The 14,455-nt window shown below is 73.4% G+C and carries 13 protein-coding genes and 1 pseudogene; 8 read left to right on the plus strand and 6 right to left on the minus strand.

All coding sequences use genetic code 11. From position 1 onward, the window contains the following. Positions 1-145 precede the first annotated feature (145 nt). From ABD143_RS14760 to ABD143_RS14775, 4 genes are all read left to right on the plus strand, one after another. Positions 146-1,618 (plus strand): four-carbon acid sugar kinase family protein, encoded by a 1,473-nt coding sequence (locus ABD143_RS14760; protein WP_343977227.1) that lies wholly within the window; start codon positions 146-148, stop codon positions 1,616-1,618. Between the two features lie 17 nt (positions 1,619-1,635). Continuing rightward, positions 1,636-2,526, plus strand: coding sequence for an NAD(P)-dependent oxidoreductase (locus ABD143_RS14765; RefSeq protein WP_343977230.1), 891 nt, complete (start codon positions 1,636-1,638; stop codon positions 2,524-2,526). Between the two features lie 177 nt (positions 2,527-2,703). Next, the gene (locus ABD143_RS14770) at positions 2,704-3,351 is read left to right on the plus strand and encodes a DUF1707 SHOCT-like domain-containing protein (RefSeq protein ID WP_343977233.1); all 648 of its coding nucleotides are present in this window, start codon (positions 2,704-2,706) and stop codon (positions 3,349-3,351) included. A gap of 89 nt (positions 3,352-3,440) precedes the next feature. Next, entirely contained in the window at positions 3,441-4,097 is a 657-nt protein-coding gene (locus ABD143_RS14775; protein WP_343977236.1) for a DUF1707 SHOCT-like domain-containing protein, read from the plus strand. Positions 4,098-4,109: 12 nt separating this feature from the next. Here ABD143_RS14775 and ABD143_RS14780 read toward each other — a convergent pair whose 3' ends face one another. Beyond that, positions 4,110-4,778 (minus strand): response regulator transcription factor, encoded by a 669-nt coding sequence (locus ABD143_RS14780; RefSeq protein ID WP_343977239.1) that lies wholly within the window; start codon positions 4,776-4,778, stop codon positions 4,110-4,112. Then, positions 4,775-5,959 (minus strand): sensor histidine kinase, encoded by a 1,185-nt coding sequence (locus ABD143_RS14785; protein ID WP_343977242.1) that lies wholly within the window; start codon positions 5,957-5,959, stop codon positions 4,775-4,777. The genes ABD143_RS14780 and ABD143_RS14785 overlap by 4 nt, the downstream gene beginning before the upstream one ends. A gap of 111 nt (positions 5,960-6,070) precedes the next feature. Between ABD143_RS14785 and ABD143_RS14790 the strand changes: the two genes are divergently transcribed. Continuing rightward, on the plus strand, positions 6,071-7,630 hold the full coding sequence (locus tag ABD143_RS14790) for a DUF1349 domain-containing protein (RefSeq protein ID WP_343977245.1): 1,560 nt from the start codon (positions 6,071-6,073) through the stop codon (positions 7,628-7,630). An 82-nt stretch (positions 7,631-7,712) separates the two neighbouring features. On the opposite strand, the gene ABD143_RS14795 is transcribed toward ABD143_RS14790, so the two are convergent. Beyond that, positions 7,713-9,170, minus strand: a complete 1,458-nt coding sequence (locus tag ABD143_RS14795; RefSeq protein WP_343977248.1) for an HNH endonuclease signature motif containing protein — start codon at positions 9,168-9,170, stop codon at positions 7,713-7,715. A gap of 155 nt (positions 9,171-9,325) precedes the next feature. Between ABD143_RS14795 and ABD143_RS38200 the strand changes: the two are divergent. Then, a pseudogene (locus ABD143_RS38200) lies at positions 9,326-9,487 on the plus strand (epoxide hydrolase N-terminal domain-containing protein); the annotation flags it as partial. Between the two features lie 76 nt (positions 9,488-9,563). On the opposite strand, the gene ABD143_RS14800 reads toward ABD143_RS38200, so the two are convergent. Next, complete coding sequence (locus ABD143_RS14800) at positions 9,564-9,749, minus strand: hypothetical protein (RefSeq protein ID WP_343977251.1); 186 nt, start codon at positions 9,747-9,749, stop codon at positions 9,564-9,566. Between the two features lie 34 nt (positions 9,750-9,783). Beyond that, entirely contained in the window at positions 9,784-10,062 is a 279-nt protein-coding gene (locus ABD143_RS14805; protein ID WP_343977254.1) for a hypothetical protein, read from the minus strand. A gap of 130 nt (positions 10,063-10,192) precedes the next feature. Between ABD143_RS14805 and ABD143_RS14810 the strand changes: the two genes are divergently transcribed. After that, a complete protein-coding gene (locus ABD143_RS14810) occupies positions 10,193-10,510 on the plus strand; it encodes a DUF6092 family protein (protein ID WP_343977257.1) in 318 nt (105 codons plus the stop codon). Beyond that, on the plus strand, positions 10,507-11,040 hold the full coding sequence (locus ABD143_RS14815) for a nitroreductase family protein (RefSeq protein WP_343977260.1): 534 nt from the start codon (positions 10,507-10,509) through the stop codon (positions 11,038-11,040). Before ABD143_RS14810 ends, ABD143_RS14815 begins: the two co-directional genes overlap by 4 nt. 76 nt (positions 11,041-11,116) lie before the next feature. Here the strand turns inward: ABD143_RS14815 and ABD143_RS14820 are convergent. Then, positions 11,117-14,455: coiled-coil domain-containing protein (locus ABD143_RS14820; protein WP_343977263.1), on the minus strand; the 3,339-nt coding region annotated here is incomplete at its 5' end.

Below are 14,455 nucleotides of genomic sequence, written 5' to 3' on the forward strand. Positions count from 1 at the left end.
CGCGCGGCCTGCAACGAGGGTGCGTTCCACCTACCCACCGCGCCGGGCCCGCGCGGCGGCTGCTGATCGACTTGACGGCGGAGGCTCCCACACGGTTCACTGCCAACACATCAGATATCTGAGGTCGATCCGCCGAGGAGGTCGGGTGGCAGGCCGAGGGACACACGTGACGGCCGTGCCGCTCGATGAGCTCACCGCGGGCTTCCCGCCCGTCCGACCGGTCGACGCCGCCGCGCTCGCCACCCAGGTGGCAGGTGGGCGCACGCTCGTCGTGCTCGACGACGACCCGACCGGCACGCAGAGCATCACCGACCTGCCGGTGCTCACCCGCTGGACCGTCGACGACCTCCGATGGGCTCTGCGGCAGGACACCCCCGCCTTCTTCGTGCTGACCAACACCCGCAGCCTCGCCGAGCCGGACGCGGCGGCGCTCAACCGCGACGTCGCCGGCGCACTGGCCACCGCGGCGGCCGCAGAGGGCGTGGACTACGTCGTCGCGAGCCGCAGCGACTCCACCCTGCGCGGCCACTACCCCCTGGAGACCGACGTGCTGGCCGCGGAGCTGGCGGCAGCGGGCCGGCCCATCGACGGCGTGGTGATCGTGCCTGCCTTCGTCGATGCGGGCCGCGTGACCGTCGGCTCGGTGCACTGGATGCGGACGACCGAAGGCATGATCCCGGTGTCGGAGAGCGAGTTCGCGCGCGACGCCACCTTCGGCTACCACCACGCGGACCTGCGCGACTGGGTCGCCGAGAAGACAGCCGGCCGGACCCCCCGCACCGAGGTCGCCACCGTCACGCTCGACGACCTGCGGGCCGGCGGGCCCGGCGGCGTCGAGAAGATCCTGGGTGGCCTGACCGGCGGGCGCCCCGTCGTGGTCGACGCCGTCACCGACGACGACCTCCGGGTGCTCGTGCAGGGGCTGCTCGCCGCGGAGGCGGGTGGGAGCCGGTTCCTCTACCGCACCGGGCCGTCGTTCGTCCGCGCCCGCAGCGGGCAGACGGCCGCGCCGCCGGTGGACGCCGCCCGGCTGCGCGCCGCGCTCCCCGCCCTCGACGGCGACCCGCGGCCCCGCTCCGCGCGGGGGCTCGTCGCGGTCGGATCGCATGTCGCCCTGACCACCCGCCAGCTCGACCGGCTGCGCGCGACAGGTGGGATCGTCGAGCTGGAGCTGGACGTGCCGGCCCTGCTCGATCCTGCGCGCGGATCCGCCCATGTCGCCACCACCGTGGAGCGGGCCGTCGAGCTGCTCGGCAACGCGGACGGCGACCTCGTCGTGACCACCAGCCGCACCCTCGTCACCGGCGCGGACGGCGCGGCGAGCCTCGCGATCGCGCGCACGGTGAGCACCGCGCTGGTCACCGTGGTGCGTGAGCTGGTCGCCCGGGTCCGGCCGGCGTTCGTGCTGGGCAAGGGAGGCATCACGGCATCGGACACGGCGACGGCCGGGCTCGGCATCACCCGCGCCTGGTCGCGCGGCACCCTCCTGCCCGGCCTGGTGTCGGTGTGGGAGCCGGTCTCCGGCCCCGCCTGCGGCATCCCCTACATCGTGTTCGCCGGCAACGTCGGCGACGACGACGGCCTCCTCACCGCGGTCCGCACGCTCCGCGAGCTCTGACGACGAAAGGCGAACCAATGCCCGACACGTCCCCCCGGGTCGCCGTCATCGGCCTCGGCTCGATGGGGCTCCCGATGGCGCTCCGCCTGGCCACCGCGTTCCCCGTGACGGCCTTCGACGTCGCCGACGCGCGGCGGGACGCGGTCGAGGCGGGTGGCGTGATCGCGGCGCGCACCCCGGCCGAGGCGGCTGCCGACGCCGACATCGCCCTTCTCGCCGTCCGGGACGAGGCGCAGGCCCGCTCCGCGCTGTTCGGGCCGGACGGGGTCGTCGGAGCGCTCCGGGAGGGCGGGCTCGTGATCCTGACGAGCACGGTGGGGCCGGACGCCGCCCGTGACCTCGCCGTGACGCTCGCCGGGCACTCGCTCGACCTCGTCGACGCCCCGATCAGCGGCGGACCGGCCCGCGCGGGGAACGGCGACCTGCTCGTGGTGGTCGGTGCCCCGCGCGAACCGCTCGAACGCGCCCGCCCCATCCTCGAGCATCTCGCGTCGACCCTCACGACCGTCGGCGACCGCCCCGGCGACGGCCAGGCGATGAAGGCGATCAACCAGCTCCTCGCGGGCGTGCACATCGCCGCCGCGGCCGAGGCGGTGGCGCTCGCACGCGGGCTCGGCCTCGACCCGGAGCAGGTCGTGGACACGCTCGGCGCCGGCGCAGCCGGGTCGTTCATGCTGTCGGACCGCGGGCCGCGGATGCTGCAGGCCTACGGCGACGGCGCCGAGGTGCGCTCGCGGCTGGACATCTTCGTCAAGGACATGGGCATCGTCACCGGCATCGGGCGGGAGACCCAGGTTCCGCTCCTGCTCGCGGCCGCGGCACACCAGCTCTACCTGCTCGGCGCGGCGCAGGGACTCGCCGCTGAGGACGACTCGACGGTCGTGACCGTGCTCTCGCCCCGTCCCTGACCCGCTGTCCAGTTCGAGGCGCTGGGAGCAGTACGGCCAAGTGGCCTACCGCGCCGAAGGCGCACGTCAGGCGGACGGGGGCGGGAAATGCCCCGTTAGGGCCTGAGAACGCAGGAGAGTGGTTTTCCTGAACTCCGGGGGGTCCGCTGCGCACATGTCGTCCGTCAGTATGGCCTGGTGGACCCACCGGAATCCGAGATCCGGGTCGGCGACCGCGAGCGGCGCGAGACCGACGACCGGCTCAGACTGGCCTACAACGACGGTGTGCTCACCCTGACCGAGTACGACGAGCGCGACGCGCTGTGCTGGGCCGCACGCACCCGTGGTGACCTTGAGGAGCTGGTGCGCGACCTGCCGCCGCCCCACCCTCCCGACCCGGTCACGGAGGAGCTCCCCGAGCCCGAACCGCCGAACCCGTGGGTCCACAGGTGGCGGATCGCCGCCATCGCTGGGGCGGCGTTGCTCGGGATCGGCCTGCTCTTCGGCGTGCCCGCCGTCGGCGCCGCGGACGGGATGTCGTTCTTCGGCAGCCGGGCGGTGACCACCCTCGACCGGAACGCCGTCGACGTCGGCGTGCTCTTCGGCACCGTGCATGTTGTGGTGCCCGACAACGTGCGGGTCCGCACGAGCGGCACGGTGGCGTTCGGCAGCTTCACCTGCGCCGAGGCCTGCAGCTCGGGCAACGCACTGCAGCGCGAGGTCGTCGTGAACGGCAACGGCGCCTTCGGGAGCGTCGACATCTTGCGGCAGAGCCAGCTGAACCGCCGGATCGCGGACCACTACCACCACCACTACGACAACTACTACGACGACGACGACGACTGAGCGGACGCGGCTCGGCCTGGCGCCGCCCGCATTGTCAGGTTCGCCCCGCGCTGTTCCGGCCGAACGGGCGCGTCCGCCAAGATGAGGGCGTGGACAACCCGCAGCCCGAGATCCGTATCGGCGATCAAGAACGGCGGGAGGTCGACGACCGCCTGAGGGCGGCGCTGGACGAAGGTCGACTCACTCTGACCGAGTACGACGAGCGCGCCGCGCTGTGCTGGGCCGCGCGCACCCGCAGCGACCTCGACGCACTGGTCAGCGACCTCCCCGCACCCCATCCGCCGGAGCAGGAGACCGAGAAGCTCCCCCCGCCCGCCCCCTTGCCCGCCCCCGCGCCCGCGGCCGGCCGCCCGGTCCACCAGCGGGTGCGCGGCGGCATCGTCGGCGCGGTGGTGCTCGGGGTGGCTCTCCTGTTCGGAGTCCCTGCGTTGGGTGCCGCCGACGGGATGTCGCTCTTCGGGAGCCGCGAGGTGAGCGTCGCCGACCAGGCCGAGGTCGAGGTCGGTGTGCTCTTCGGAAGCGTCCGCGTCGTCGTGCCGGACGACGTGCGCGTGCGCACCAACGGCACCGTCGTGTTCGGCAGCCTCAACTGCGACCAGGCGTGCAGCGCGGGCACCGGGCAGCAGCGCGAGATCGCGGTGAACGGCAACGGCGCCTTCGGGAGCGTCAACGTCATGCGGCAGAGCGAGCGCGACCGCCATGTCGCGGAGGAAGCCCGCGAGGACCGGCAGGACCGCAACGACTAGCTGCGTGACCTCTTAGTCGGCCGGAGCGGCGATGCGGTAGCCCACACCAGGCGTAGTGGTGATGATCGGTGGGCTGCCCAGTTTGCGGCGCAGCCGGCCGACAGTCACGGGAACGGTGTTGGTGAACGGGTCGACGTTCTCGTCCCAGACCTGTTCGAGGAGCTCCTCGGCGCTGAGAGAGGAGGGGCTGGCACGCAGGAGGGCTTCCAGGAGTGCGAACTCCTTGACCGAGAGGTCGAGCTGTCGACCGTCGCGGGTCACCGTGCGCCGTGCGGGGTCGAGCTCGACGCCGGCCGCCCGCAGCGTCCGCGCGCGGGCCGAAGGTCGCCGGCGGGCCAGTGCGCGGACGCGCAGCACCAGTTCGGGGAAGTGGAACGGCTTGGCGAGGTAGTCGTCGGCGCCCAGGGTCAGTCCACTGACCCGGTCTCCCGGAGAGCCGGCCGCGGTGAGCATCAAGACCATGGCGCGGTCGTCGCGCTCGGTCATCATCTGACAGAGGGTGTCGCCGTGGATACCGGGCAGGTCCCGGTCGAGGACCACCACGTCGTAGCCGTTGAGGTCGAGCTTGGCGGCAGCGGTCAGGCCGTCGTGGGCAACGTCGACCGCCATGGCCTGATCGCGTAGCCCCTCGGTCACGACCTCGGCGAGCGAGGGCTCGTCTTCGACCACCAGGATCCTCACGCCGCGCCGCCTTCCGGTGTGGCCGCCGCCGGGAGTGAGATGGTGACGCATAAGCCGCCTTCGCGTCGGGGATGCAGGCCCAGGTGGCCTCCGTGCGCACCCGCGATCGCCGCGACGATCGACAGGCCGAGGCCGGAGCTGGTACCCGGGCCGGTCCGGTCGGCGAGTCGCTGGAAGGGCTGGCCCAGCCGGGCGACGTGCTCCGGATCGAGAATCGGCCCGCCGGTCTCCACGATCAGCCGCACCGTCGCGCCGTCCGCTGTAGTCGCAACCCGGATCCAACCGCCGTTCTGATTGTGGATGATGGCGTTATCGGTCACGTTGTCGGCCATCCGCGACAGCAGCGTCAGGCTGCCCTGAGTCCACGCCGATTCATCGAGGCCGCTGTCTTCGACAGTCAGGTTCTTCGCCGCGATGTCGGCGGCGCGGGCGGTCAGGGCCTGACCTACCAGGTTGCCCAGCGAGAGCGGGGTGCGGTCGGGGAGTTCGCCGTGCTGCGCGCGGGCGAGTACGAGCAAGCCCTCCAGGAGGCGGTCGACCCGGTCGAGTTGGGTGCGCAGCCGGTTGGCCAGCGTGACCGTCTGGGGTGGCACCGGCTCCGGTTTGGCCAGGGCCACGTCAACCGATGCCCGCATGGTGGCCAGCGGTGTGCGCAGTTCGTGGGAGGCGTTGGCGACGAACCTGCGCTGGGCGGCGAAGGACGCCTCCAGGCGTTCCAGGAGTCCGTCGATGGTGTCGGCGAGGTTCTTGACGTCATCGGCGGGGCCCGGCACGGCCAGCCGTTCGTGCAGGTTCTCGGCGGAGATCCGGCGCGTTGCGGCGGTGATCGTCCGCAGCGGGCGCAGCACTCGGCTGGCGACGGCGTTGCCCAGCAGGACCGAGACCGCCGCCATCACGGCCAGCGCGATCAGCGAGCCCATCAGGATCCGGCTCGACTGTGCCGCCTGCAGCTCCGTCAGCTGGGTCTCCAGGCCATGGATGCGCTGCTCCGCTGCGGCGAGGCTGGGCTGCTGGGCAGCAGGGATCTGGCCGGGTGCGGGTTGAGTATCGCTCGCACTGGCCAGCAGGTTGGTGAGGGCCAGCAGGGCCACTGCTGACCCGAGGAACACAGCGGCGTACAGGACGGTGAAGCGCAGCCGTACGGTCCGACCCCGCAACGCCAGGCGGTCCAGCTTCCTCATCCGTCCCTCGTCCCCGTCGTGTGTCGCCTCCAGGGTGCCGCGCAGGACCTAACAGCGGCATAACAGCGGCCGTTCGGGCCGTGTTATGGGCCGATGTGTAGTACCGCACGCATGCAAACAGCCAACGAAGCCACCGCCGAGCCGGTGACCGCACTGGTGCGCCGCGAGTGGAGAAGGTTCCGCAGCCGCGGCCGGCTGATCGCGATGACCGCCGCGACACTGATCGTCATCCTGCTCGGCGTGGCCTTCGCGTTCATTCCCTCCAGCTCCTGCAGCGAGGGGCCGGTCGAGGTCGCCTGCCCCACCAGTCGAGTGGGGCCCGGCGGACAGACAGTGAGCGACAGTTTCTACTTCGTGCACCAGCCGTTGGGCCCCAACGGCACCATCACCGTGCGCTTGGCCTCGATGACAGGCATCATCACCTACCCGCCGCCCGATCACGACGAGATCGTCCCGGGCTTGGTGCCCTGGGCGAAGGCCGGCCTCATCGTCAAGGACGGCATCGCACAAGGTTCCACCTACGCCGCGCTCATGGTCACCGGCAGCCACGGCGTCCGCATGCAGTACGACTACACCCACGATGTAGCCGGCCACCCAGGCGGCGTCTCCGCGGAATCACCGCGGTGGCTGCGCCTCACCCGCTCCGGCGACACCATCACCGGCGACGAATCGACCGACGGCACGCGCTGGTCGAAAGTCGGCACCGCGCACCTCCCCGGCCTTCCTGCCACCGTGAAGGTCGGGCTGTTCGCCACCTCCCCAGGAGACCTGACGCTCAAGCGTGTCGCCCTGGGGGCAAGCCTGCCGGAATCGCGTTTCACGCAGGTCACCGCCGTCTTCGACAACATCAGCCTCGACGGCGCGCCGGCCGCGGGCTGGAGCGCGGAGCCCGTGGGGGAAATGGGCCGCACGGACTGGGAGCGGTATCACCGGGCGCCTGGGCTCGTCCGGTCGATGGGCACGTTCACCGTCACCGGAACCGGCGACATCGGGCCGGCCGCCGAGGGCGGGTTCACCGTGGGCAGCACCCTGATCGGCCTGGCCATCGGGCTGATCATCGTGATCGTGGTGGCCGTCCGGTTCGCGACCGCCGGGCGCCGGCCCCAAGCCGACGTCGCAGCGGTCAGCGGCCGGATCCTGACGGCGAAGGCCATCGTGATCGGCACGGTCGCCTTTCTCTCCGGCCTGATCGCCGCCGGAGTCGTCATGCCCGTCGGCTCGGCGATCCTGCGGGCCAACGGCATCAGCGTCCTCGCCGTGCCCGCGCGCACCGAGTTGGGGGTCGTCGTCGGTGTCGCCGGGTTGTTCGCCGTCGCCAGCGTCTTCGCGCTCGCCCTCGGCACGCTGGTGCGGCGTACCTGGGTGGCGACGACCGTCGCGATCTCGGCAGTCGTCCTCCCCGACATTCTGGGAACCCTGCCGCTGCTGCCCGACGAGGTAGCGCAGTGGTTGCTGCGCCTCACCCCGGCCGCCGCCTTCGCCGTTCAGCAGACCATTGATGAATACCCGCAGGTGACTGCCCACTACGTGCCCTCGGGCGGCTATTTCCCACTGTCCGGGTGGGCCGGATTCGCCGTGCTCTGCGCCTACGCCACACTCGTGCTTGGCCTCGCCCGCTTCAGCGCGCACCGCCGGAGCACAGCATTGCAGCCACAAGCACAGCGGAGCTAGCAGCCCGGCTGCCGCACCTGAGATGGCCTCCGGGCGTGACGGCACCTGTGCAGGGCCTCTACGCCGCGCGCGGCCGGGCGACTCAGAACGGTGGTTCGTCGTCGGCTGGATCGCTCGCCGGCCCAGAGTGTTCGAGGTCTGGCTGCTCCGGTGGTGGTCGGGCCGCCCAGACCTGGGGGAACGGGTCGTCGTCGTCGCGGTAGTCGTGCGGGGTGCTGCGGTAGCGGTGCCCGGTCGGGGTGATCCACTCGATGACGCCGTCGGGGAGCGCGTGGACCTGCCAGCCGGGGCTGTGCTTGAGGTGGTGGTCGTGGCTGCACCCGGTGGCCAGGTTCGCCTCGCTGGTCGGCCCCAGCGGGAAGGGGATGAGGTGGTCGAGTTCGCTGTCCGTGGCCCGGCGGCGGCAGATGGGTTGGCGGCAGTGGAAGTCGCGGGCGCGGACGTGGTCGGCCAGCCCGGCCGGGGGCCGGTAGGTGCTGCGCCCGTAATCGAGCAACGTCCCGGACCGCGGGTCGTAGACCAGTCGCACGAGGGTGGCGTCGGCGGCGATCTCCCGGGCGTGGTCGGCGGTGATCGGGCCGTGCCCGACCAGCTCACACGGCTGCTGATCCGCCCCGAGCAGGGTGGTGAACGGCATCACCACCTGCACCAGCGGTTTCCCGGGGGACACCGGCCGCGGCCCGGTTTCGGTGCCGCCGGGGTCGGTGGCGGGGGTGAGCCGGCCGGTCAGCAGCGCGGCGAGCAGGTCGGCGCGGCGGGCGTCCATGGAACGCGGGTCCTGCGCGCCGCAGCCCCGCGCCAGCCGGGTCAGCCACCCGAACGCGGCGACCGCGTCGGTGGCCGGGAGCAGCGCCCACAACGAGGCCATCCCCTCCGGTTCCGGGTTGACCGCGACGCGGCGGTCCCGGCGGGCGGCCGTGTGCCGCCGCTCGGCGCCTTCGGGGTCGGCCGCGATCACCGCCCGGGCCAGCGCGGCCTTCAGCTGGGAGAGGGTTTGCTCGGGGGCCCGGGGCAGCACCCGCTCCTGCACCGCCCGCGCCGTCTCGACCGACAGGTGGCGGGTGGCATCGCAGATCGCGGTCACCCGGCGCTCGTCCAACCGCCCGGCCTGCCACAGCCCGAGGGTCTCCGGGAGCCGCTCGACCAGTTCCCGGGACTGCCCGATCCGGGCGGTCGCCGACCAGCGGGACAGCCGCAGCGCCAGCCCCACCTCGTCCGGGGCGTACGGGCTGGCCGCGCACGTCCGGTCGGTGCCGGCCAGGTCCTTGGCATCCGGGGGGCGGCGCCGCGCGAACTCCGCCACGATCCGGGCCTGCCGGGCCTGCGCCCACGCGGCCTGCCGCTCGAACCCGACCATCGCATCGATCAACTGCGCATCCGACAAACCCGCCGGATCCGCGGTGTCCACGTCCAGTTCGAGCGCGGCGATGCCGGACGGGGCGGTGTCGGCCCAGGTCCGGTCCGGCGGCGGCCCCGGCCAGGTGAGCAGGTCGAGATCCGCGAGCTCATCCCGGAGGGGAGGCGCCACGCTCTCGAACATGTGTTCGATCCTAGTCGAGATGTCGATCTCCCGCAAGGGCGACGTGGCAGCCTCAGCGACAACCACCCGCCAGCGATCCGGCTGTTCACGATCGTGGTCTCGGACGCGGAACTCGAAGCGCTGCGTGCGCGCATCGTGGCAACGCGTGGCCCGAAAAGGAGACCGTCGCAGATCAGTCGCAGGGCCCGCAGCTCGCGACGATGCAAGCGCTCGCGCGGTATTTGGCGGAAGAGTACGACTGGCGCAAGTGCGAGGAGCAACTGAACGCCTTACCACAGTTCATCACCGAGATCGATGGGCTCGATATTCATTTCCTTCGGCTAGCGGAGGAGCCGGCGTGCATCGCACGGTGGTGGTCACGTTCGTTGCGCCCGGCGTCACCTTCGGTCTGGACTAGGGGACTTCGGCTGCGCGCGAGGGTTCCGCCTGCTCGATCGCCCGGACCATCGCCTCGCGGGCCTCGTCACGCGAGTCGGCGAACCCGTACAACTCCGTGGAGGTGGACGGACGCCAGGCGTTCCACCACCACCGCTGTTGACGCTCGATGTAGACGACTCGCGTGTCCCACCGGCTGGGCATCAGGCGCTCCCCACGTCGAAGTAGATTGTGCCGGCTATCGCTGCGTCGCGCGCCTGAGCGCGTCGCAGGCGGCTTCGGCGCGGGATATCGCGGCTTCGGCGTCGCGGAGTGCGTACTGCAGTTCCTTGTAGCGGGCCGCGCAGGCCTTTCGCTTGTTGAGCTTGTCGTCGAGGGTCCTCCAGGACAACAAGCCCATCGTGCCGTTGAAGGGCGCACCGGCCGACCCGACGGTCCTTCGAGCCTGACTCAACATTCCCCGCGCCTTTCCCGCTGCCTTCTGAGCCCGAAACACGGCCTCGTCGTCATCGGCCACGGCATCCTCCTCGATGTGAATCCCGAGGAGCGAGTCGGTATCAGGCCTCCTGCGTTACACCGACGGCGCGTCGGGCCTGCCGGGCGCGCACCTGCTTTGCGTGTCGCGGTCGTGCGTCCACGATGGGGCTATGCCGGTCCCCTGGGTCCTCGACGAGGACGACGCGTTGGAGCTGCTCGCCTTCCTGGTCACCGCCGCGCGTACGCAAGTGGAGGAGGCGGCCGAGTACGGGCCGATGCGGCTGCTGAGTGCCGCGCACCGGCTCGCGGAGACGATCGGCCCGCGGGCGTCGGAGGGGACGCGGGAGTTCATCGACGGCTCGTTGCGCCGGATGCCGCCGCTGGCCGTGCCGCGCGAGGGCCGCGATGACTACGTCGCCGCTCTCGACCAGGTGTGTCGTGAGCTTGCCGAGCACCTGACCTCTCGGTTCGCCCCGGACCCGACATGACCGACCCGGTGCTGGCCGCGATCCGGAGTCGTCGCGTGGTCCGGGCGCTGACCCAGGAACCCGTCGCGCGGGCCACCCTCGAGGCGATCCTCGATGCCGGCCGGTGGGCGCCGACCGCGGGAAACCGGCACCTCCAGCAGTTCGTCGCCACCGACGACCCGCGCACGCTGCGGGTGCTGCGCATGGTGTCGCCGGGGATGATCCAGCGCCCGACGGCGGCCGTGGTGATCTGCACGGACCGGCCGGCCGCGGCGGACTACGGGTTCCCGCCGGACGCGAGCGGCCTCTTCGTCGACGTCGGCACCGCCGCGGCGACGATGATGCTCGCCGCGCACGCGCTCGGGTTGGGCGCGGGGCCGGTGAGCTCGTTCAGCCGGGCCGCGGCGGGAGTTGTGCTGCGGCTGCCGCCGGGTTGGGTCCCGGAGCTGATCGTGTGCCTCGGTCATCCGGACCCGGTCCAACCCGCGCCGATGAAGGCCGGGCGCAGGCTGGGCTGGCAGGACCTGACGCGGTGGGTCCCCGCGGAGTAACTGCGGAGTGATCACGGGAAGTGGTGTGGAAGCGACAGATCTGCCGCCCCAGCACCACTTCCGATGATCATGACCGTCACAGGAGTGTCAGTGCCGGGTCCGACCGCCACACGCGCGTGGTGTCGACGACGCCGGCCGGGTCGGCCGCGGCCACCTGCCGGTCCTCGATGCTCACGTACTCCCGGCTGCGGCTGCGGGTGTTGCGCATCCGGATGACGTTGGGGAAGCGCCCCACCGCCTTCATGTCGCCGACGCCCGTGAGGAAGATCAGCTGGATGCCGTTGGCCGCGGCGACCTTGCGCTGCAGGTTGAGGAACACCACGTAGTTGGCCTTGCCCAGCGGGTTGTCCAGGGGCAGCGCGCCGAGGCCGGGCCGGTCCCGCCCGCGGCCGGACGCGCGCAGCTTCGCGATCATGCAGAACAGCAGCAGGGAGATCGTCACCTTCTCCCCGCCGGACCACTTGCGCATCCGCTCCACCGACACCCGCTCGACCGCGAGCGTCGTGGACGGCTTGAGGACCCGCGCCTTCCAGTTGCCCTCGCCGACGACCGCGTTCGTGGCCTGCCACAGCAGGTCGTGGCCGCGGGGCACCTGCGCGCCCCGCGCTGTGAGGGCGTCGACGAGCCGGGCGCAGCGGTCCCGGACGACCGCGTCGGCGGTCTCCACCACCGAACGCGGGCCGACCTCGAGGAACCGCTGCCCGGCCCACTCCCCCAGCGTGTCGGGGAGCTCCGAGAGCGACTGCGCACGGCTGAGCGACTTGAGCGCCTGGCGGACCATCCCGACCATCGCGGTGACGACGACGCCCTTGTGCTCCTCAAGCTCCTCGATGCGCTGACGCAGGTTGGCGGCGAACAGGTCGAGGTCGGCGGCGAGCTGTTCGGCGTCGGGAAGCACGTCACGGGCGAGATCGCCGGTGCGGAACCGGTCCCGCACGGCGGCCTTCACCCCGGCGAACCGGTCGGCGGCCGCCCACAGCGCCAGCTCCTGGCCGAGCTTCTCCAGCGCCCGCCTGCTGCGCTGGGCCTCGGCGGCGGCCGCCTCCAGCGCCGAACGCGCCTCCTCCACGGCGGCACGCGCGTCCGCGACGGCCCCGGCGAAGGGCTCCGGCGCCGGCTCCGGGTCGCGGACACCGAGCAGGTCCAGAGCGTGCCGCAGCTCCGCGGCCCGTTCCTTCGCGACCGCCTGCTCGGCGGCCGCCGCCCGCGCGGCCGCGACGGCCTGGTCGTGGCGCTGCCGGTGCCCGACCGCCTCCTGGTCGGCGGCGGACGCGGCCAGGAGGGCGTCCTCCCGGGTCCCGGCCTCGGTGCCTGCCCCGTCGGCGACGGCGGGGTGCTCTGCCAGCTCCGCCCGCGCGAGGTGGATCTCCGCCTCGGCCTTGGCGTGCGCAGCGCGAGCCTGCTCGTGGTCGGCGGCGGCGCGGCCGGTGGCGGCCGAGCGGGCCGCGGCGTCGAGCCCGTCGGAACTGTCCAGCAGTGCGGCGGCGTCGGCACGGACCGCGGCAGGCAGCTCGGCCACCTGCTCGCGGGCGCGCGCGAGCGCGTGCCCGGCCTCCTGCAGCGACGACGCCAGCGCCGACTCGGACACCTCGCGGCGGTAGGCGAGGCTCGCGCTCTCCCACGCCGCCCGCGCCTCTCCCACCGCGAGGGGTCCGTCGGGCGCGGCGGCATGCACGTCGCCGAGCGCGGACCGGTCCGCGCGCTGGGCCGCGGCGGTGCGGGCGAGCGACCCGGCGTGCTCCTGGGCGGTGTCGGCGAGGCGCCGGTGGGTCTCCTCCGCCTCCACCTCGGCGGCGAGCGTCCGGCCGCACGCGGCGATCGCGGCGGGCAGCTCTGCCACCTGCTCGCGCTGCCTCGCGGCCTCCTCGGCGCGGGGCACGAGAGCTGCGAGCACGCCGAGCGCCGCCGCGGCGGTGCGGCGGGTCTGCTCGGCCGAGCTGCGCGCGTCCTCCAGGGCGGCCTCCCGCTCGGTCAGCGCCTCGGAAGCCGCCTCGGCCCGGGCCAGCTCCCCCGCCAGCTCGTCGAGGCGGGCGGACGCGGCGGCCACGGCGGCGCCGAGGTCATCGAGCATGCCGGGCGGACAGTCGGCGCGCAGCTCGCGGAGCCGGCGCAGCAGGTCGGCGTCGCGGTCGCGCTGGGCGGCCAGCTCGCCGTCGGTGAGCGAGCGCGCGGCCCGCGCTTCCTCGCGGGCGGTCAGCTCGTCCCCCGCGGCGGCGCGGTCGGTGAGTGCGGCGGCGGGCGGCACGAGGAACGGCGCCTCTTCGCCGGGGAGCCCGCCGTCGGCGATGGCCGCCACCACCTCGCCCAGCTCCGCGGTGGTCGCGAGTACCACCGCGGACGTGGGCCGCAGCGCGGCGCGCGTGATCGCCTCCCGGGCCGCGGCCAGGTCACGCTCGTCGTGCACCAGTAGCCCGGTGGCGAGCGCGGGGGCCACGCGCAGAACGCCGGCGCGGTGCTGCGCCGGCACGGCGTCGGCCAGGTAGCTCCAGCCGGACGCGGCGGCGATCCCGGCGCGTTCCAGGGCGTCCTGGGCGTGCGCGAGGTCGAGGCTGCCAGGCAGCAGGCCGGTGGCGGCGAGTGCCGCGAGCGCCCGTTCGTCCTCCGCGCCGTCGACGGCCAGCTCGATGCGGTGCCGCTCGGTGCGCGCGATCGCCCGCGACACGGCCTCGGCGAGGTCGCCCGCCTCGGGGACGGGGTCGATGTCGTCGCCCCCGCCGAGCACCAGCAGCCGCTCGTCCTCGGCCAGCTCCGCGATGCGGTCCTGCAGGTCCCGCAGCCGACCTGCGGCTGTGTCCCACTCGCGTTCCACGGCCCGGCGCTGCTCGCCCAGAGCGGCGACGGCGGCCTGGACGCGACCCCGCTCGGCGGCCAGCTCCTGGCGGTCGCGCCCGAGCCTGGCCAGCAGCCCGTCGGCCTCGGCGTCGGCCGCGCGGTGCCGGACGGCGGCGCCGGCGGCGGTCTCGCCGGTTCGCAGGTGGCCCGCGGTGACGGCCGCCGCCAGGTCCCGGTCGAGCGCCGCGAGCATCGCCTCCGCGGAGTCCAGCAGCGCGGCGAGCCGCCCACGGTCGGCGAGCGCCTCCTCACCGCGCTTGCGGGCGGCCAGCTCCTGCTCGCGTTCGAGCTCGGCCTCCGTCCGCTGCTGCTCGATCTCCTCGTCGAGCACGCGAACGCTCTCCTGCAGCGCGGCCGCGTACGCAGCGGCGGCCCGGTCGCGGCGCTGCCGCAGCGGCTCGGCCTCCTCCGTGGCCGCCACCAACTGCTCCTCCAGCAGCACCACCCGCCGCTCGGCGGCGCGCAGGGCGTGCACGGCCGGGGTGACCTGCCAGGCCGCGAGCCGCGCCCCCAGCCGCACCACCTCCGCCGCGCACCGCTCGCCGTCGGCCCGGGCGGCCGCGAGCCGCAGCTCCGCGGCGGC

This window comes from Pseudonocardia aurantiaca (assembly GCF_039526725.1).
Lineage (GTDB): Bacteria > Actinomycetota > Actinomycetes > Mycobacteriales > Pseudonocardiaceae > Pseudonocardia > Pseudonocardia aurantiaca.

What these genes read in the sequence shown, in the direction of transcription:
- ABD143_RS14765 (WP_343977230.1), top strand. Translation starts at nt 1,636, where the DNA reads ATGCCCGACACGTCCCCCCGGGTCGCCGTCATCGGCCTCGGCTCGATG.
- ABD143_RS14785 (WP_343977242.1), bottom strand. Translation starts at nt 5,959, where the DNA reads ATGAGGAAGCTGGACCGCCTGGCGTTGCGGGGTCGGACCGTACGGCTG.
- ABD143_RS14790 (WP_343977245.1), top strand. Translation starts at nt 6,071, where the DNA reads ATGCAAACAGCCAACGAAGCCACCGCCGAGCCGGTGACCGCACTGGTG.
- ABD143_RS14795 (WP_343977248.1), bottom strand. Translation starts at nt 9,170, where the DNA reads ATGTTCGAGAGCGTGGCGCCTCCCCTCCGGGATGAGCTCGCGGATCTC.
- ABD143_RS14800 (WP_343977251.1), bottom strand. Translation starts at nt 9,749, where the DNA reads ATGCCCAGCCGGTGGGACACGCGAGTCGTCTACATCGAGCGTCAACAG.
- ABD143_RS14810 (WP_343977257.1), top strand. Translation starts at nt 10,193, where the DNA reads ATGCCGGTCCCCTGGGTCCTCGACGAGGACGACGCGTTGGAGCTGCTC.
- ABD143_RS14815 (WP_343977260.1), top strand. Translation starts at nt 10,507, where the DNA reads ATGACCGACCCGGTGCTGGCCGCGATCCGGAGTCGTCGCGTGGTCCGG.